General features: G+C 67.9%; 14 protein-coding genes. 7 read left to right on the top strand and 7 right to left on the bottom strand.

The window, feature by feature from the left end; genetic code table 11:
• Positions 1-363 precede the first annotated feature (363 nt).
• Complete coding sequence (gene lexA, locus GXY15_07890; GenBank protein NLV41135.1) at positions 364-984, top strand: transcriptional repressor LexA; 621 nt, start codon at positions 364-366, stop codon at positions 982-984.
• 7 nt (positions 985-991) lie between these two features.
• Here the strand turns inward: lexA and GXY15_07895 are convergent, their stop codons facing one another.
• The 5 genes from GXY15_07895 to GXY15_07915 form a co-directional block, all read right to left on the bottom strand.
• On the bottom strand, positions 992-1,570 hold the full coding sequence (locus tag GXY15_07895; GenBank protein NLV41136.1) for an HD domain-containing protein: 579 nt from the start codon (positions 1,568-1,570) through the stop codon (positions 992-994).
• Positions 1,567-2,721, bottom strand: coding sequence for a hypothetical protein (locus GXY15_07900; protein ID NLV41137.1), 1,155 nt, complete (start codon positions 2,719-2,721; stop codon positions 1,567-1,569). Before GXY15_07900 ends, GXY15_07895 begins: the two co-directional genes overlap by 4 nt.
• Before the next feature lie 137 nt (positions 2,722-2,858).
• Positions 2,859-5,006: a PBP1A family penicillin-binding protein gene (locus GXY15_07905; GenBank protein NLV41138.1), complete on the bottom strand. Its 2,148-nt coding sequence runs from the start codon at positions 5,004-5,006 to the stop codon at positions 2,859-2,861.
• Positions 5,007-5,068: 62 nt separating this feature from the next.
• Positions 5,069-5,473, bottom strand: coding sequence for a VanZ family protein (locus tag GXY15_07910; protein ID NLV41139.1), 405 nt, complete (start codon positions 5,471-5,473; stop codon positions 5,069-5,071).
• 29 nt (positions 5,474-5,502) lie between these two features.
• Positions 5,503-6,921, bottom strand: a complete 1,419-nt coding sequence (locus tag GXY15_07915; GenBank protein NLV41140.1) for a hypothetical protein — start codon at positions 6,919-6,921, stop codon at positions 5,503-5,505.
• 126 nt (positions 6,922-7,047) lie between these two features.
• Here GXY15_07915 and nadA point away from each other — a divergent pair, with 126 nt between their 5' ends.
• Genes nadA through GXY15_07930 form a run of 3 tightly spaced genes read left to right on the top strand, consistent with a single transcriptional unit; the run spans position 7,048 to position 9,241 of the window.
• On the top strand, positions 7,048-8,115 hold the full coding sequence (gene nadA, locus GXY15_07920; GenBank protein ID NLV41141.1) for a quinolinate synthase NadA: 1,068 nt from the start codon (positions 7,048-7,050) through the stop codon (positions 8,113-8,115).
• A 20-nt stretch (positions 8,116-8,135) separates the two neighbouring features.
• Positions 8,136-8,363 carry a hypothetical protein gene (locus tag GXY15_07925; GenBank protein ID NLV41142.1) on the top strand — a complete coding sequence of 76 codons (228 nt, stop codon included), beginning with the start codon at positions 8,136-8,138 and terminating at the stop codon, positions 8,361-8,363.
• Entirely contained in the window at positions 8,342-9,241 is a 900-nt protein-coding gene (locus GXY15_07930; protein ID NLV41143.1) for a CehA/McbA family metallohydrolase, read from the top strand. Before GXY15_07925 ends, GXY15_07930 begins: the two co-directional genes overlap by 22 nt.
• A gap of 10 nt (positions 9,242-9,251) precedes the next feature.
• Here GXY15_07930 and GXY15_07935 read toward each other — a convergent pair whose 3' ends face one another.
• A complete protein-coding gene (locus tag GXY15_07935) occupies positions 9,252-10,577 on the bottom strand; it encodes a hypothetical protein (protein NLV41144.1) in 1,326 nt (441 codons plus the stop codon).
• Positions 10,578-10,730: 153 nt separating this feature from the next.
• On the opposite strand from GXY15_07935, the gene GXY15_07940 reads away from it, so the two are divergent.
• From GXY15_07940 to lpxK, 3 genes are read left to right on the top strand one after another with little or no spacing between them, the layout of a single operon-like run.
• Positions 10,731-11,942: a hypothetical protein gene (locus GXY15_07940; GenBank protein NLV41145.1), complete on the top strand. Its 1,212-nt coding sequence runs from the start codon at positions 10,731-10,733 to the stop codon at positions 11,940-11,942.
• A 20-nt stretch (positions 11,943-11,962) separates the two neighbouring features.
• Positions 11,963-13,066 (top strand): DNA-protecting protein DprA, encoded by a 1,104-nt coding sequence (gene dprA / locus GXY15_07945; GenBank protein NLV41146.1) that lies wholly within the window; start codon positions 11,963-11,965, stop codon positions 13,064-13,066.
• Entirely contained in the window at positions 13,063-14,076 is a 1,014-nt protein-coding gene (lpxK, locus tag GXY15_07950) for a tetraacyldisaccharide 4'-kinase (GenBank protein ID NLV41147.1), read from the top strand. Before dprA ends, lpxK begins: the two co-directional genes overlap by 4 nt.
• 77 nt (positions 14,077-14,153) lie before the next feature.
• On the opposite strand, the gene GXY15_07955 is transcribed toward lpxK, so the two are convergent.
• Complete coding sequence (locus GXY15_07955; protein ID NLV41148.1) at positions 14,154-17,981, bottom strand: PKD domain-containing protein; 3,828 nt, start codon at positions 17,979-17,981, stop codon at positions 14,154-14,156.
• Positions 17,982-18,029: the final 48 nt, after the last annotated feature.

The following is an 18,029-nucleotide window of genomic DNA, read 5'->3' on the forward strand; positions in this document are numbered from 1 at the left end:
ACTCCCCAAGAACGTGCGGGGGCTCCCGCGACATCTGACGCCTGACACGCCTTTCTTGAACGACATTCCCGCCCACGGGCGGTCAGATGCTCGCCATGACGCGCTGTGCCGGAGCCGTGGCGGGAACGAGATGGCGTCGCTTCGCTCGCCATGACGTGTGTCTCAGCGTCATGGCGAAGGCGCGCAGCGCCTGAAGCCATCTCGTTCCCGGCATGGCGTCGGCATCCGCAGCCGCCTATACGGCGTTTCGGAGCCTTTGCCGGCGGTTGCATTCGCGCCGGGGACGGGGTATACTATCTGAAAGAAGATTCAGTTTATTGTTTTCAGGTGCGCCCGGCATCCTCAACCTTGGGAGGAACAGGCATGACACGCGAACTGACCCGGCGGCAGCAGGACATTCTTGAGTTCATCATCGAGAGCGTGCGGGACAACGGCTTCCCGCCGACCATCGCCGAGATCGGCGAACGGTTCAGCATCGCCTCGACCAACGGCGTGAACGACCACCTGGTCTCTCTGGAACGCAAGGGGTACATTGAGCGGTCCTCCTCCAAGGCGCGCAGCCTGCGCGTGACGGACAAGGGGGTCGCCCACCTGTTCACCCCCAATGTGCGCATGGCCCCCCTGCTCGGCCGTGTGGCCGCGGGGTCCCCCACCCTCGCCCTGGAAAACGTGGAGTCCTACCTTCCCGTCGAGACGGGCCAGCCGGGAAACACCCTCTACTGCCTGCGCGTTGCCGGGGACAGCATGATCGAGGACGGCATCCTGGAGGGGGACATTGTCGTGGTGGACCATGACCGCGCGCCGCGTCCGGGGGATGTGGTGGTCGCGCTGGTGGACGGCGAGGCGACGGTGAAGCACTTTCACCCGGACGGCGGGGTGGTGGAGCTGCGGCCGGCGAACGCGGCCATGCGGCCCATGCGCTTTCCGGCGGGGGAGGTGCAGGTGCAGGGGGTGGTGGTGGCGCTTCAGCGCCGGATGGCCTGAGCCCGTGTCAGCGGGGCCGGGGCCTGCCCGCCCGCGCGCAGACGGCGTCGAACAGGCGGGACACCTCCGACACGCCGTAGTCGTTGAAGTTGGCGGGGTTCTCCCAGAACTCCGCGAGGCGGCCCCGGTGCTCCGCCTCATAGCAGAGCACCTTGATCATCATCTGCGCCTTGTCCAGGCCGCGCACCAGCCGCGCCTCCCCCGTCTCCCCCTCCACCAGCTCCCGGTGCAGCCCGGCCATGCCGTCAGAAAACGAAAACCCCGCAAACAGCCCCTCCAGGATCGCCTGCTCGGCGGCCTGCTTCTCCCGCCGGAAATGCGCGTCCGCGGCGGGCATGGGAATGTCCATGAGCACAGCCTCGGACAGGTCGTGGATGAGGGCCATGCCGACGGCGCGCCGAAAGTCCCAGCGCCCGGGATGGGCTTCCAGAAAACACACCGCCATGAGGGAGACGGCGTGGGAATGGGCGGCCACACTTTCCGGCTCGGGGACACCCCGCAGCAGGAAGCCCGCGCGCGGCACGCGGTCGAGGGGATGAATCCGCTCGAACAGGCCGATGACGCGGGCGGCGAAGTCCTCCGTCATGCCTGGGGCGGTTCCTCGTCGTCACGCTCCGGCTCGGCCCAGGTCAGCTCCTCGTCCTCCTCCGCCGGGTCGGCGAAGGCGCGGCCGATGGCGTCCTTGAGATCTTCCGACACGGGCAACGGCCCCACCGCGCCGCCCGCCGCGGCCTTCCCCCGCGCCTGCAACGCCGCCACTTCCTCCGCCAGCACCGCCGCGCGGCCCTGGGCCTCCTCCAGCGCGGCCTCGGCCTTCCACTTCTCCGAAGCCAGCCGCTCAAACGCCTCGTCCGCCCCGCCGGCGCCCGCCTCCGCGGCGTCCATTTCCGCCGCCAGCGTGCCCAGCGCCTCCTGAAGCCCCTCGACCCGCCGCCGCATCTCGGCCTGCCTCACGGAAACGCGCGCGCGCAGCTCCGCCAGCGCGGCGGCGGCCGCCTCGTCGCGCTCCCTCACCGCCTCAACGTCCATGCGCATGGTCTGCAGCTCGCCCTCGCTGCCCTCCAGGGCAAGACGGACCGTCTCCAGTTCCTGGCGCAAAGACTGGCTGTCCGAAGCGGTGCCGTCCGGCGCCGCCCCGCCGCCCTCCAGACTGTCCATCAGCCGCTGACGCTCGCGCTCCAGGTCGGCCACGGTGTTTCGCAGGGAGGCAATCTGCTCCAGGGCAAACGCGGGCACCCCCGCGATGGACTCGGTGTCCGATTCCGGGGCGCCCAGGCCGATGACCTGTCCGCGCGTCAGCACGGCCTTGAACGCGCCGCTGCACGCGCTGAGCATGCTCGGATGCACGCGCGAGGCGAGCACGACGATCTTCCCGTTGTCCAGGAAGGCCCGCACCACGCCCTCCAGCTCCTCCGTGTCGTCCTTGAAGAGTTCCAGCTCGTCCACAAGCAGCACGGCGGGACGGGACCGCTGGATCGGGGAGGGGTCTTTTGCGAGGGCGCGCGCCTTGCGCGGAAAATCGCTCGCGCTGATCAGGGCAATGCTGACCCGGGTCTGGTTTTCCCGGAAATGGTTGACAATGGCCCAGAGCAGGTGGCTCTTGCCGACCCCCTTGTCCCCCAGGAGGGTGACGGGGGACACGACCCCGTCCTCCAGCGCGGCGAGCCGGCGGCAGACATCAAACGCCGACTGGTTGTTGTCGTCGGTTCTGAAATTCGCGAATGTCATGCCTCTCATGCGCGCACGTTCCTTACAGCGCCCCCGGCAACACGTTGAACACCCCGCCCCGGTGCCCGCCTCCTCACCTGCGGGCTTTCCGGAAAGCGAAAATGATTGTACCCCCATCGCCCCCGCCAGTCAACAATTATTCTTCCCTACAGTGCCTCCAGCAGGCCGAGATCCTCCCCGGGGACAGCGGGGTCCCCGCCCTGCGCCGCAGGTTCGCCCTGGGCGCCCTGCCAGACCTGCGGCGGGGCGGTGCCCGCGACATAGGCCTCGCGGTAGTTCCCGCCCGCAACGCCGCTTTGCCGGTCAATACTGAAAAACTCGATGCCGGGCGGCACGTCGAACTCCTCCACCGGCATGCCGTCCAGTGCCTCGGTCATGAAGTCCACCCAGATGGGGCAGGCCAGACGGCCGCCGGTGTAGTCCGCGCCGCGGCCAAGGGGCCGGTTGTCCCGGTAGCCGATCCAGACCACAGTGGTGTACTCCTTCGTGAACCCGCAGAACCACGCGTCCCGGCTGCCGTTGGTGGTGCCCGTCTTGCCGCCCACGGGCCGCTTGAGCGTGCTGGCGCGCCATCCCGTGGCGCCGGGGCCCGGCGTGCACACACCGCGCATCATGTGCAGGGTCACATAGGCCACCCGGGGGTCCAGCGCCTGCTCTGACCGCGCGTAGTCGCGGTGGCTGTACCGCTGGGCGCCGTCCCGGTCGCGGATGTCCGTGATCATGACGGGGTCATGCCGCACCCCCCCGTTGGGAAAGCAGGAATAGGCGGCGCAGTGCTCCAGCACACGCACCTCCGGGGAGCCGAGCGCGATGGTGAGTCCCTCGACCTCCGTGGGGATGCCGCAGCGCTTCAGGACGGAGCGCACGACGGGGGGGCCGATCTGGTCCACCAGTTTCACGGACACGATGTTCAGGGACCGTTCCAGGGCATGGCGGATGGGCACCGGGCCCATGTAGGCGGCGTCGTAGTTCTTGGGCGACCACACGGTGCCGTTGGGCGTGACGCGGGTGAAGGGCCCGTCCAGGATGACGGTGGAGGGGGTGTACCCCGCCGCAACGGCGGCCGCCCAGACGAAGGGCTTGATGCTGGAACCGGGCTGGCGGCGGGCCTGCGTGGCCGTGTTGAATTTCTCCCGCTCGAAGTCGCGGCCGCCGACCATGGCCCGGACAAAGCCCCTGTACTGCGGGCGGTTGTCTATGCAGACCAGCGCGCCCGCCACGGGCGCAAACTCCTCCGCCTTCCCCTGTTTCTCCAGTTTCTTCCTTTCCTTGTCGTCAAACGCGTCCAGGGCGGTCAGCAGGGCGCGCTCCGCCTCCGACTGGAGACGCATGTCGAGGGTGGTGTAGATTTCCAGCCCCCCCTCGAACACCTCGGACTTCTCGTACTTCTCCAGCACGCTGCGCCGGATCTCCTCCACAAAATAGGGGGCCTTGAACCCGGCGGTCCGCTTCGCCACCACCGCCTCCGCGTCCATGCGGACGGCCGCATCCTCGGCGACCACCTGGGCGCCGAGATCCTCCGCCGCGGCGGCATCGTGCTCTTCCTGCGTGATGACGCCGGTCTCCAGCATCTGGCCCAGCACGATGTTCCGCCGCGCGACGGCGTTCTTGAGGTTGTTGGTGGGGGCGTTGGGGTTGGGCGCCCGGAGGAGTCCGGCGATGGTGGCGCACTGCCCAAGCGTCAGGTCCTGGCAGGACTTTCCGAAGTAGAGCTGCGAGGCCGCCTCGACCCCGTAGGCGCTGCGCCCGAGGAAGGACTGGTTCAGGTAAAGCTCCAGAATCTCGTCCTTGGTGAATTCACGCTCCACCTGGAGCGACACCATGGCCTCGTGGATTTTCCGCCACATGGTGCGCTCGAGGCCGACCCCGAGGGTCTCCACGTTGCGCACCACCTGCATGGTGATCGTGCTGCCGCCCCGCGACCGCCCCTTCTGCAGGGCGTAGAGCACCGCGTTCACGATCGCGTCCGGGCGCACCCCCTTGTGGGAGTAGAATGTGTTGTCCTCCGTGGCGACCACGGCCTTCTGCAGTTTCTGGGGAATCTGGGAGAGGCGGAGCACCTGGCGCTCCTCAATGGAGAACTCGCCGAGCAGCTGGCCGTCGGCGCTGAGGACCTTGCTGCCCTCCTTGGGGCGAAAATCCGCCAGGGCGCGCGCGACGGCGCTCGTGGAGTCGCCCACCATCCACAGGAAGGCGCCGACACCGCCGCCGTAGGCCGCGCCCACCAGGAGCATCGCGCAGAAAAAGACACCCGCGCACCCCCTGCGGCGCACGGGTTCCTCTTGGGAAACCATGGGAGAATCCATGCCTGAAACCCTATCACCTGCCCCCCGGCCATCGCAATAATCCCGCCCCCTTAATCCCCCGCAAACGGCTTTGGTTCCGGACGGAACGGGAACCAGCCCCGAAGGCGGAACCACCGCGCCACGCCCGCCGCGGCGAAGGCGTCCACCGCGTCGGCCAGCCAGTCCGCCGGGTCAAAGGTGCGGGTGGGCACGAAATACTGGTGCAGCTCGTCGGTGGCCCCGTACAGCGTGGCGAAGAGGGCGGCGGTCCAAAACATGCGCCGGGCCGCGTGGCCCCGGCCCGAGCGCGCCATCCCCGTCCACACCAGCAGGGCCAGGAGACCGTAGGCCCCCGCGTGGGCCAACTTGTCCAGGCCAACAAACGAGACCGCCTTCGGAACGGGTATCGGCCCCGACGACAGCCAGAAAATGAACGCGCAGTACGCGGCGGTGGCCAGGATCCAGGAAAGTCTCACAACCTCTTCCTTCTTCGCACGGAAACCCCTTATTGCAGGAGGGTCAGCAGTTCTTCGAGGTCGAAATAGAGAAGCCCCTCCCCCGCCGCGACTCCCGTCACAAAGGGCCGCCCCGTGGGAAGCACCGCGCGCCGCAGGGCCGCCTGCCGGCTGGAGACCACCCCCGCGGGGTTCGTCTCGAAGAGGAGCGTGGTGTCCCCCCCGTTGGAGTAGAGATCCGCGACCAGCAGCACGGCGGCGATGGGCTCAAACTCGCCTTGGTGATACAGGGAGGCGGCGGCGTCCAGCATCAGCCGCGAGTTGACCATCCAAAGCGCCCCCAGGGCCGCATAGAAATCCCCCGGCCCCCGCACGCCGGCGGCGGACAGCCATTGCCGGAAGGGGGAGTCAACGCGCTCCATGTTCGCGCCAAAGAGCTCATTGCAGCCCCGGACCAGTTCCGGGCGCCGGACAAGCTCCTTGGCCTGGATCATCTCGGCGGTCTGGCGCAGGGCCGCGCCGGTGAAAAGGGGCACCGGCGGCAAGAGTGCCGGAGGCAGGGCGACAGGCGCGGTCCACGCGTCCCATGGCATCGGCGGGGGCGCGGCCACGGCGCCCGGCGCCCGCAACGGAACCGGATACGGAAGGCACACCACCGCGCTCATCCCCGTGAGCACCTGGGGCGCGGCGCTGATCAGGCTCAGGAGGGAGGTGAAGGCCGCGGGGGGCAGAAGACCGTCGTCCAGAATCCACATGCCGGTGGTCTGGTAGGCCCGAAGCGCCGGCGTGGGGGCCTTGATCCAGTCCCCCACCTTCTCCGGACCGGCCAGCAGCCCAAGGGTCACCGCGGCCTGCATGGCCGAAGCGTCGGCAAAACGCTCCGCGGGCGCCGGAGCCGGCAAGACAGTTCCGTCCGCGCCGGCCGGTGGCGGTACCGCAGGCGGGGGCGCCGGCGGCGCGCACAGGTTGAGCGGCTTCGCCTTCAGCAGGGGCTCCATGCCCGCGCGCACTTCGGCGGCCACGGGCGCCGAGGAAACCATCACCCCCTCCATCCAGACGAGGGCCGCGTCAAACTCGGCCGCGTCCGGGGGCGTCCGCTCCAGGGCTCCGGACAGAACGACCGCAAAGAAACGGCCCGCGATGCGCGCCAAACCGGACTGCTCGGGACGCGGCTCGGAAAGGAGCCGCCACCACTGCGCCCCAAGGGCGGGGGTGTACGGCGTGGCGGCGAGATGCTCCCCGAACAGTGCCCGCCAGGCGTCCCCGCCCAAGTCCGGAAGCCCGGCCTGCTCCAGCCACAGCGCGTCGTCCGCCGAAGACGCCGCGCCGGAGGCCATGCGCCCAAGACTGGAAAGCAGGGCGCCCTTCCGGGCCTCGGGGAGGCCCTCCGCCCCCGCGGCGGCCGTTCCGGCCAACATCACCGCCAAGGCCGGCAGAAACAGTCTGGTGAGTGGGCGAGAATGCGGCATGGGGGCCTTTCCGGTTTGCGTCCCGCGCTTTTTCCCGGAACGCGGGATGTGCTATTGTAAGAGTGCGCGGGAAGGGATTCCAACCCGCAGCCCTTTCCGCAACGCACACCATTCAGGAAGCACACCATGACCAACCCTAGCCCCGCCGAAACCCTTGAAGGCACCCTGGAAAAAATGCGCGCCCGGCTGAACCGCGTGATCCCCGATTTCGAGATTCAGGCCAAGGCCGGGATCGCACACAAGATCAACCTCCTCAAGCGGGAGAAGAACGCCGTCATCCTCGGGCACAACTACATGGAGCCCGCGCTCTACCACTCGGTGCCCGACTACACCGGCGACTCGCTCCAGCTCTCCGTGGTCGCCTCCAAGACCCCCGCGGACATTATCATCTTCTGCGGCGTGTGGTTCATGGGGGAAACTGCCAAAATCCTGAATCCGGGCAAGACCGTGCTGGTGCCCTCCGACAAGGCAGGCTGCTCGCTGGCCGAGGGGATCACGGCGGAGGACGTGCGTGCGCTGAAGGCGCGCTTCCCCGGCGCGCCCGTGGTCACCTATGTGAACACCTACGCCGATGTGAAGGCGGAGTCGGACTACTGCTGCACCTCGGGCAACGCGGACAAGGTGCTCAAGCACCTGCTGGACCAGGGGCACAAGCGCATCCTGTTCCTGCCCGACCGGTATCTCGCCGCGAATACGGCGGCCCAGATGGGCGTTAACTTCATCAGCGCGGACGCGGACGAGGCGGCCTTTGGGGCGCTTCCTTCCGACGAGCCCGCGGTGGTCGGCTGGACGGTCCAGTGCGAGGTGCACGAGCTGTTCACGCCGGAAGACGTGGACAACGTGCGGCGGCAGTATCCGGACGCGGTCATTCTGGCGCATCCGGAATGCAAGCCGGAGGTGATTCAGAAGGTGGACGTGTCGGGAAGCACGAAGCTGATGGTGGACTATGTGCGGGACGTGGAGAAGCCGCGCTACGCCCTCTTCACCGAGTGCTCCATGGGCGACAACCTGGCGGCCGAGTTTCCGCACCGCGAGATGGTGCGCGCGTGCAGCCTGCGCTGCAAGCACATGAACACCATCACGCTGGAGGACACGCTGCGCAGCCTGGAGAATCTGGAGTATCAGGTCCATTTGGACGAGGAGATCATCCGGCGGGCGCGCACGCCCATTGACCGCATGATCTCCATCCGCTGAAGCGGGAGAGGAACGGACGCGTGCTGTACTTTAGGACATCCCAGTTCGTGCCGGGCAAGGGGGACGCCTGGACCTATTACGAGTGTGACGACAGTCAGAAGGTGCTGCGCCAGTTGACGCACATCCCGGAAACTGCGGAAATCACCCGGGTTCCCGACCCGATTGTGAAACGGCTGTACCGGCCGGAACTGCTGGTTCCGGCTTCCGGAGAGGAGTTTCTCGCCCTGTGGGAAGAACAAAAACCCTAAGCAGATCGCGCGTTTTTGAGAACCCGTACTCGCCGGAGGACACCGGGTGGCTGCGGGGAAACCTCCACACCCACACCACCGTCAGCGATGGGAACCTCAGCCCGCAGGACACCGTCAAGGCCTACACGGACCTGGGATACGACTTTCTCCAGCTGACGGACCATGACATCATCACGGACATCTCGGCCCTGGACGCCTGCGGCATGGCGCTCATCCCCGGCTGCGAGGTGACCGCCGGGGGGCCCCACATCCTCCACATGAACGCCACGGCGCGCGTGAAGCCCGCCGCGGACCGGCAGAAGGTTATAAACGAGATCGCCGCCACGAGCGGCCTGGCCGTCATGAACCACCCCAACTGGGAACCGCATTTCAACCACTGTCCGCAGTCCGTTCTCCAGTCCCTGAAGGGTTACGCCGGCATTGAAATCTACAACGGCGTCACCCGCCGCGTGGAGGGGAACCCCGAGGCCACCGACCGCTGGGACATGCTCCTGAGCAACGACAAGATTGTCTGGGGCTATGCCGGGGACGACAACCACCAGGAGGTGGACCGGGGGGTGGCCTGGGTCATGGTGCAGGGAAGCGACCGGTCCGCCGGGGCCATCGTGGACGCCCTCCGGCGCGGGAGCTTCTACGCGTCCACCGGGGTGGTGATCGAGAGCATCCGCCTGGAGGGGAGGCATGTTCTGGTGGAGGCCCCCAACGCCGAGCTGTTCCATGTGTGCAGCAACTACGGCCGCGTGGTGGCGCGGGTGCCCGGCCCCTCCCTCGATTTCACGCCGCCGTCCTTCTTCCCGGCCACCTACTTCCGCGTGGAGGCCTTCGGCCACGGCGACGCCAAGGCCTGGACCCAGCCCTTCGTCCTTCACGTCCGGTAGCTGGAAACGTTCAGGGGGTCTTCTCCAGGGCGTGCCCCCGGCACAGATACCATCCGACCACCCACAGGTAGCCCGCAACGCACAGGGCGGGAACCACCAGCACGCCCCAGGACGGGTCGTCCACGTTCCACGGGCCGACACCGTAGTCCACCTCCAGCGCGCCGGACTGCCCCTCAGAGAAGAACATGCCGAAGGAAGACCCGAGCACCCCGTGGATAAAGCCCAGGGCAACCAGGTTCCGGTTCCGCTCCTCCATGAACACATAGGACAGGAAGATCCCCAGCAGGAAGGTCACCGCGACCAGGCCGTAGGAGTTGATGTGGATCACGCCGAAGCAGCTCCCCGTGAGCGTGGCCACCAGCAGGCGCCTCCGGTCCACCGCATAGAACCATCCATACAGCGCGCCGAACAGCCCGAACGCCGTCATTAACCCCGCCAGCACGGACACCGGCACCGACTCCGCACCGGAATGCAGCCGGATCGGCAGCCAGGCCAGGGGGCCGAGGATGAGCGCTCCCACAAAGCCAAATTTCAGCGCTTCGGGAAGCCGGGCCGCGGGGCGCCGGTTGCCCGGCGAAACCGAAGGGCCGAACGCCTTGCGCAGCCGGGTGCCAAAGTAGGACGAGAAGAGCAGCTGCTGCACGAACCCCCAGAACACATACCCAAACGCGCCAATGAGGAACGCGCGCAGACTGAACCCCTCGAAGGCCGCCGTTCCCCGCTGGGCAAACGCCGCCAGCAGAATCAGCCCCAGCAGGGGAAGCGCGATCTTCATGGCCGTGGCAAAGGCGGAGCCAAAGTTGTCGTAGCGGATGCCGAACAGCACAATCACCGATGCCAGGACGCTGCCGAACAGAACCACCAGCAGTACCCCCGGAAAAGACTGGTCATAGTTCCGGAGCGGCGTCTTGTCGAAATTCAGAAACTCCGCCACCTCGCCCCAGTTCCGGTAATTCAGCACGTTCAGCCCCATGAAAAGCGCCGCCATGACCCCCAGCAGCACCGCGCGCCGCAGGGGCGGCGCCGCCCGCAACTCCCGGAAAAGCGCCCAGGGATTCCCCAGCCCCCAGCAGGACAGGGTGTCCCCATGCAGGCGGGGACTCACAAACAGCAGGTAGAGCGCCCCCGCCACCAGGCACAGGGTGGAGACGGGGCGCACTCCGGGAATCTCCAGCATCACCCCGAAAGGATAGGCGCAGCCCCACAGTACCAGCAGGATGAACACCATGACGAGCAGGCCCTCAACGAGGTTGAACCGGCGCGAGAACCGCTCCCGCTCCCGGTCACCCGCCGTGGTCGCCACAAAAAGGCCGTCAGGTTCCGCCTTCTTCCGCATGGCCGCGCCGCTCCTCTGGTTGCCGCCGCTGAACGCACCAGTAGACCCGCCCGCAGACGTCCAGGTTTTGGGGGGGGCCGCGCCTTCCGCTGCCCGACGCCGCGGAGCGCCCAAAGACTTGCGCCAACACGCCGCGTTGCGGACAATGTCCCCATGGTATCCCGTTTCAGAATGCTCCTTCCAGCGGCCCTCGCGCCGGTGTTCTGCCTGTTCGCGCACACCGCCTGCGGGGCCGGGCCGGTGGGCGCGTTCCCGCCCGGTTCCCCTGCCGGGAAACCGGTGTCCGCTCCCGCCCCTTATGTGCCCGGCCGGCCCAATGACGCGCCGCCCGCCCCCGCCCCCGCGCCGGACACCGCACCGGTCCCGATCATTCCTCCGGCCTTTCCCGCGCAGGAGCCCGGAAGCACCGCCGCCGCGGGGGACAACGCAGATCCCGGACGGGTCAACGAGCTCATGGCGGAGTCGGCCGACCCGGCCGCGCGCGCGCGCGCGCTGGAAACGCTCCCCCTCTCCGAGAATGCAGAACGCGACATCGGCCGCTGTGTCGCCGGACTGGGCGACCCGTCCCCCGAAGTGCGCGACGCCGCCGCAAAGTGCGCCGCAGACGCGCCGCCCGCGCATCTCTTCGCCTATGTGATGCGCACCATGGCCTGGGGAACCCCGGAAAAGGTGCGGGCCCTGGACGCGGCCCTCCCCCGCCTCGCGGGACCGTTGGATGCCCTGCTCCTGGAGACGCTCAATACGGAACTGGAAACCCCCAGGCACCGGCGCGCCGCCGCGTACTGCCTGGGGCGGATGGGCGTGGTCCCCGCCGCGCAGTCCCTCGCCCGGCACGCGTGGGCTCCGGACCCGGAACTCGCCGGCACCTGCGCCCGCGCCCTGGGCATGCTGCGGTGGCCGGGGGCGTATAATGATCTGGTGGCGCTGATGGAGCACCCCGACATGGCGGCGCGGATGTCATCCGTGCGCGCCCTGGCGGAGATGAACACGCCCCCGGGCTGGCGCACCGTGGCCGACACCGCCGCGGGAAAGACGGGACAGGGCGCACGCGTGCGCGCGGAGGCGGTCCGCCTGCTGGGGATGCTTCCGGTGGTGGAGGCCATACCCGCGCTGCTTGACGTCATGCGCGCCGACAAAAGCATGGCGCAGCCGGCGGCGCGGGTGTTGAAGGAAATCACGGGGCTGAACTACGGCCCCGATCCGGAGGCCTGGGCCCGGGAACTCCTGCTGGAGCCTCTCCCACCCCGGCCGCCGGACCCGGGAGGAACCTCATGGGAAGAGACAGAAGCGGAGGGCAGCGCGACTTCGGAGACCTCAACGCCGCCTTCCTCGGGGGCGAAGACGCCCAAGGGACGCAGAAAATGAGTGAAAGGCAGCGGGACTGGATGACACTGGCACTGGTGCCCGGGGTGGGGGGAACCCGCTTTGTGCGCCTGATGGCGCGCTTCGGCACCCCGAAAAAGGTGCTCGCCGCGGCGGAGTCGGAGCTCGCCGAGGTGGTCGGGAAAAGCGTGGCCAAGAACATCCGGCAGTACCGGGACGCCGTGGACGCGGAAACCCAGGAACGCCTGATGCGCCTGCACGGCGCGACACTCGTGACCATGGACGATCCGGCGTATCCCGCGCTCCTCGCGGAAATCTACGACCCGCCCCTCATGCTGTTCACCCGCGGCGGCCTGCTGGAGACGGACCAGTACGCCGTGGCCATCGTGGGCACGCGCCATCCGTCGCACTACGGGACAGCCATCGCCGAACAGCTCGCCGGGGACCTCGCGGCGCGGGGTATCACCGTCGTCAGTGGCATGGCGGAGGGCATTGACGCCGCCGCCCATGAGGGCGCGCTGAAGGCCGGCGGGCGCACCATCGCCGTGGTCGGGTCGGGGGTGGACCAGGTGTTTCCCGCCGCCCACGCGGACCTCATGCGCCGGATCATCGCCCAGGGCGCGGTCGTCTCCCCCTTTCCCATGGGCATGAGCGCGCACAAGACCAACTTCCCCCAGCGCAACCGGATCATCAGCGGCATCAGCCTGGGAACCGTGGTCGTCGAGGCCCCGCCGGGGAGCGGGTCGCTCATCACGGCGAAGCACGCCGCCGAACAGGGGCGCGAGGTCTTCGCCGTGCCCGGCGAGGCGGGACGCCCCAACAGCCGCGGCCCGCACGCGCTCATCCGCGAGGGGGCGCGCCTGGTGGAGACGGTGGAGGACATCCTGGTGGAGCTGCGGATCCCCTCCGCCGCCCACGCGGCGCCCGGCTCACAGACTGCCCCGGCCGAAGGACAGGACACGACCCCGCCGCCCGCCCCGTCCGCCCCCGGGCTCACGGCGCTGGAGGCGGACATCCTGGCGTCTCTCAGCGCCGAGGGGGCCTTTGTGGACGAGATCGCCCTCACCTGTCGCCGGGCCGTCTCGGAGACCCTGAGCGCCCTGACCATTCTCGAACTCAAGGGCCTTGTCCGCCAGCACAGCGGCAAGCGCTTCTCGCGGGCATGAACCCCCTGCGCCGACTGGCCGAAACCATCCGCCGGGGGAATCCGGTTCCGGCCCCGGTCGCGGCCCTGCTGCGGGCGGCGTCCCTGGTGCAGCGCGCCGGGATGCGCCACCGCCTCCGCGGGCCGCGGGTCCGCGTGAACGTGCGCGTCGTCAGTTTTGGCAACCTCACCGCCGGGGGCACGGGAAAAACCCCCGCCGTCATCGAGCGCGCGGGTCTTGAACTCGCCCGGGGGCGGCGCGTGGCCGTGGTCACACGCGGCTACGGGGGCCGCCGGGTGGCCGAGCCTTTCGTTTACTGCGGGGCGGAGTCCGGAACGCCGCCCGACCCGGAGCTGCTGGGCGACGAGGCCGCCATGTTTGCCCTCCGGTATCTTGAACTGAGCGTGGTGCGCGCGCGTGACCGGGTGGCCGGGGCGCGCGCGGCGCTTGCGCGGGGATGCGATCTGGTGATCCTGGACGACGGGTATCAGGCGGTGCGCCTGGAGCGCGATGAAAATGTGCTTTTGGTGGACGCGGGCAACCCCTTCGGCAACGGCCGCCTCCTGCCTGCGGGCATCCTTCGGGAGCCGCTGGACGCCATGGCACGCGCCACCCATGTTCTCGTGACGCGGTGCGATGAGGCGCGGGATCTGCCCGGACTGCTGGCCACGATTCACCGCCACTGCCCGGACGCGCCGGTCCGCCTGACGCGCCACGCCCCCGAATCCTTCCAGCCGCTGGCCGGAGGCGCCTCTTCGGGACTGGACCGCTTCCGGGGCGCAGAGATCGCGGCGGTGTGCGGTCTGGCCAGGCCGGAGTCTTTTTTCCGCACCCTGGAATCCCTGGGCTGCCGGATTGTCCGGCGGCACGCGCTTCCCGACCACGCACCCATTCCCGCCTCCCTGCTCCGGGACGCCCTCCCGGTCATCATCACGGAAAAGGACGCCGCGCGGCTGGGGACGGGCGCCGCTGAGGCTGTGACCGCCGGGGTGCATGTGCTGCGCGTGGGGCTTGCCGACTTCACCCCCTGATCCCGCGCGCGGCGGCAGGCAAAAAAACGGAAAAGGCCCCGGCGACATGAGCCGCCGGGGCCTTCTTGATTGAAAGGCTACTCCACTTCGTCGGGATAGGTGTCCGGCACCACCCTGACGGGCGTTGAAAACCGGAACATGAGGGCAGGCTGCAGCGGATCGGGTCCGGGGAACGTAACCTGGACAAAGAACCCGCGCCATCCCTCCTCGGGAATGTTCACCTCGGCGACATACGTCTGCACCGCCGCATCGGGGTTGCATCCGCAGGTGTCAGGATCCTCAAGGCAGGCCTGCTGGCACTCGGAGACCAGCGTGAGGCTCTGCCACGCGGACCCAAGCACCTGGAGCCGGAAGTCGCGCGCGTCGGGATTCTCGGCGCGCCACAGGGTCACCGATTCCGGATGCTGATCGGTTGTGACAATGATCCGCGCCTTGCCCGCCGTCTCGTCCGTCTCATAGGTCCACGAGAAGTCCGGCATCACCACATCGTCGCCCGGCAGGCGGTTGGTGTTGCGCACGTGCGCGACGTAGAAGGCCTGAAGGCTTTCCAGGGTCCCCTGGTCCAGCGACACGCCGCTGTTGGAGAGCCCGTGGTCGGTGTTGGGCGCATAGAAGACGTACTTCATGCCCGGCAGCTCGTTGTAGTAGAACTGCGAGGAGTCGGGAAGGAAGAACTGGTCGCCTGTGGAGTTGAGGATAAGCTTCGGCATCGAGAGGGTGTCGCGGTAGGTGAAGGGGTCCACGATCTTCAGCAGCGACTCGGACTCGGGCGTGCCGAACCGCTGGAAGACGTTCATCTCAACGTAGTCCTCGATGGCCGTCGAGTATCCGCCGTAGATGAAGTTCTCCGGGCTGTTCTCCGGGTAACTGCTGTATGCGCGGCGGTGGTGCTCCATCTGTTTCTCCATGCCCAGCACGTCAATCACGATGGGCATGACCGCCGAGACGCGGTCGTCGGAGGCCGCCGTCAGCCAGGAGGTCCAGCCGCGCTTCGAGGCGCCCGTCACGGCAAACCGGTCGATGGCGACCGGACCCGTCGCCTTGGTCCCCAGGAAGTCCTGGAGGGCGTCCATGGTCTTCACGGCCGACCGGGTCATGGGCAGCAGCGCGGGCCAGGTCATGTCAGGGGCGCCCGCCTTGAAGGAGTTCATGTACTTGTCGTAGCTGTAGGCGATGATCGCGTCCTCCGACCGGCTGCGCGTGTCGTCGGTGAAGTTGAGCGGCTGGTTGGGCACGGCCTGCAGAAGCGCCACCACGGACCCGGTGTTCTTGGCGAAGGGCAGCAGGACCGCTGACAGGGAGGAGGAGGGCATGCTGCCCGTGCTGCCGCCGGAAATGACCAGCAGCGCGGTCGTGGAGCTGACGTTTTCGGGCTCCACCACCGTGATGTAGTGGCGCCACTCCGGCTCGTACACCTCCTGGGCCCCGCGCCACGCACCCGAGGTCATCTCAAGCAGGTAGCCGGTGTAGCCGCTGCCCTGCGAGCTGATCGTGTTGCGCAGGCGCCAGGTGTAATTCGGGTCGCAGGCATGCACATACTCGCGCAGCACCTGCTCCTCCGGAATGTCCAGCACCGACGAGGACTGCGCGGAGGCCTCCAGCGTGTTGAAGCCGCCCAGGTTGAGGTTTGCCGCCATCAGCACCACCCGCCGGCCGCACTCGTCGGGGGTGCGCAGTCCGGAAATGATGACGGTGTCGTTGACGCCGTCTTCGTTGGTGTCGGCCAGTTCGTAGATTCCGTAGACGCCCGCCGGTTGGTCCAGCTCGACGCCGTCGAGCCCCTCGACATAGACCTTGGCCTTGAGGGTGTTGCCGTCTTCATCCGCTTTCCAGTCGGCGGCGTTGACCGTGATGGTCAGCTCCGTCGTCATGGCGTTGGTCTCGAAAACGACGGCGCGCGCCGACAGGGGAAGAATGTCGGCGAACTCGGGGTAATTCCCGGGGGTAACCTCGCCGAGATCGCCGGGGGCCGCCAGGGGCACATGCGCCAGGAATCCCGCGGCAAACCGGCCCTCGTTCAGCGTGTAGGGGGTGCGCGCTCCGTCCGACGCGCGCAGAAGGGACATTTCGCTGTTCTCGTAGGCGCGGTCCCTGGCATAATCCCAGTAATAGGCGGGAAGCGTGTCCTCCATGACCTCGTTCATGACCTGGAGGGTGACCAGCAGCGCCTCCGGGAAAGTGACCACAATCCCCTGTTCCTCCGCCTCCTGCGCGGCCTCCTTGAGGCCCTCCAAGGTTCCCGCGAGCAAATACAGCGGGTTCTCATAATCGGGGTCGTTGTTGTGGTCCGGGTCGGTGTCCTCTTCGTCGTTGTACAGATTCTGAAGATAGAAGTAGAACTCCTGGGTGGACTGGGCGTAGTCGGGGGTGTCCGGGCTATAGGGGAAGCCCAGGGGAAGGGTAAGCTCCGCAAACTGGCCGGGCTCAAGCCCGCGCGCGTCCAGATCCTCGTAGAACTGCCCGAGGTAGGCGCCCCCGCCCCGCCGGATGCCCTCCAGGAAACTCACCGCGCGCACGTTCCCCGCCTCGTCCCGGTCCGCCGGGACCGCCAGGCCATACAGGGCGTCGCCGGTCGTCGTGAGGTCGGGATAGGCGTAGGCGGCGAACACCGAATCAAAAATGCCCTCAACGAAGGCGGCGGCCGGCCCGATGATCTGGGCGACATCCCGGTCCTCGGGATCCGCCTTCAGGCGGGCCGCGTTGCCGGAGGCGATGGTCAGCAGCTGGCCGGGATCCACCACCAGGTATCCGAAGAAGTCGTCCTGGTACACCAGTCCGGAGAACCGGTCGTAGGTGGGGGGATACTGAGCCGCCATGTTGTAGATGACCAGCCCGTAGGACTCCTCGCGCTCGATCAGGGCGGGACGGCGTATCTCGCTCTCCGCGAAGTCCTCATGAATCGCCTGCGCGCCGAGGATCAGGCCTCCGCCGGTCTCGGCAATCTCCGCGTCGGTGAAGTCGCGGCGGCCAAAGGTGGCACCGTCCTCGATGTTTCCAAGTCGGAGCGCGGTCAGCTGTTTCAGTGTCTCCAGGCTGACATTGACCTTCCATGTCCTCGCCCACACCCTGGCGGGGTCTGTCTCGTCCTTGGCCGCGGCGAACTCATCGGCGACATAGGTCATGCTGCCGGGGAGGTAGATCGCGGTGTAGGCCGCGCGCGCGGGAAGACGCATCACCTCCGCCACCACATATCCCCCGGACGCGTAGGCCGGGATGGGAAGCATGCGCCCGCTCTCCAGGCGCGCCAGCACGAACACCTGCCCCTTCTCCACCGCGCTGTCGGGAACACGGCCGCGGATTACCGGAATGCTGACCACCGTCGGAATGATCTTTCCGTCCGCGCCGGCGAGGTACATGTCCACACCGCCGTTGTTGTGCTGGATGGTGTAGGAGTCGGAAAGGCGCACCGTGTCCTCCGCGGAGGGCATGGGAACCGAGGTGGCGTCGTCGTTGACCCCAAAAACCGTCTCCTCCGTGAGAACCCCGGCGGGCACGGAAATCTTGACCCCGCGGACAACGGCCGTTCCGCCCGCCGCGCCCAGCACGTCAAAGGTGGTCGGATCCTTGACCTCGACAAGGTCCCGCGTCTCGCGCGTGAAGTTGCCCTGGGAGGACGTGACCGTGAGACGCACGGTGTAGAGCCCCGCCTGATAGTAGGTCTTTTCGGGGTTGCGCTGCGTGCTGTAGGTGCCGTCGCCGAAATCCCACTGCCACCCCTCGATGGGCGTGCCCCCGGCCAGGGACCGGTCAGTGAAACTCACCGTCAGCGGCACGGAGCCGGCGGTCGGAGCCGCCACAAACTCCGGCAACGGCGTCTTCTCCGATGATTTATCCCGGCAACCGACTGTTGTGAGCATGCCCACAACCACCAGCACGGCCAGACCGACACGAAAGATGCGAGGCATAATTTGCGGGCCTTTCTTCACGTTCAACACCAGCCGCCCGCACAGGCG

The organism is Candidatus Hydrogenedentota bacterium (assembly GCA_012730045.1).
GTDB lineage: Bacteria > Hydrogenedentota > Hydrogenedentia > Hydrogenedentales > CAITNO01 > JAAYBR01.

Coding starts and splice junctions, on each gene's coding strand:
- lexA (NLV41135.1), top strand. CDS start 364: ATGACACGCGAACTGACCCGGCGGCAGCAGGACATTCTTGAGTTCATC.
- GXY15_07895 (NLV41136.1), bottom strand. CDS start 1,570: ATGACGGAGGACTTCGCCGCCCGCGTCATCGGCCTGTTCGAGCGGATT.
- GXY15_07900 (NLV41137.1), bottom strand. CDS start 2,721: ATGAGAGGCATGACATTCGCGAATTTCAGAACCGACGACAACAACCAG.
- GXY15_07905 (NLV41138.1), bottom strand. CDS start 5,006: ATGGTTTCCCAAGAGGAACCCGTGCGCCGCAGGGGGTGCGCGGGTGTC.
- GXY15_07915 (NLV41140.1), bottom strand. CDS start 6,921: ATGCCGCATTCTCGCCCACTCACCAGACTGTTTCTGCCGGCCTTGGCG.
- nadA (NLV41141.1), top strand. CDS start 7,048: ATGACCAACCCTAGCCCCGCCGAAACCCTTGAAGGCACCCTGGAAAAA.
- GXY15_07935 (NLV41144.1), bottom strand. CDS start 10,577: ATGCGGAAGAAGGCGGAACCTGACGGCCTTTTTGTGGCGACCACGGCG.
- GXY15_07940 (NLV41145.1), top strand. CDS start 10,731: ATGGTATCCCGTTTCAGAATGCTCCTTCCAGCGGCCCTCGCGCCGGTG.
- dprA (NLV41146.1), top strand. CDS start 11,963: ATGACACTGGCACTGGTGCCCGGGGTGGGGGGAACCCGCTTTGTGCGC.
- lpxK (NLV41147.1), top strand. CDS start 13,063: ATGAACCCCCTGCGCCGACTGGCCGAAACCATCCGCCGGGGGAATCCG.
- GXY15_07955 (NLV41148.1), bottom strand. CDS start 17,981: ATGCCTCGCATCTTTCGTGTCGGTCTGGCCGTGCTGGTGGTTGTGGGC.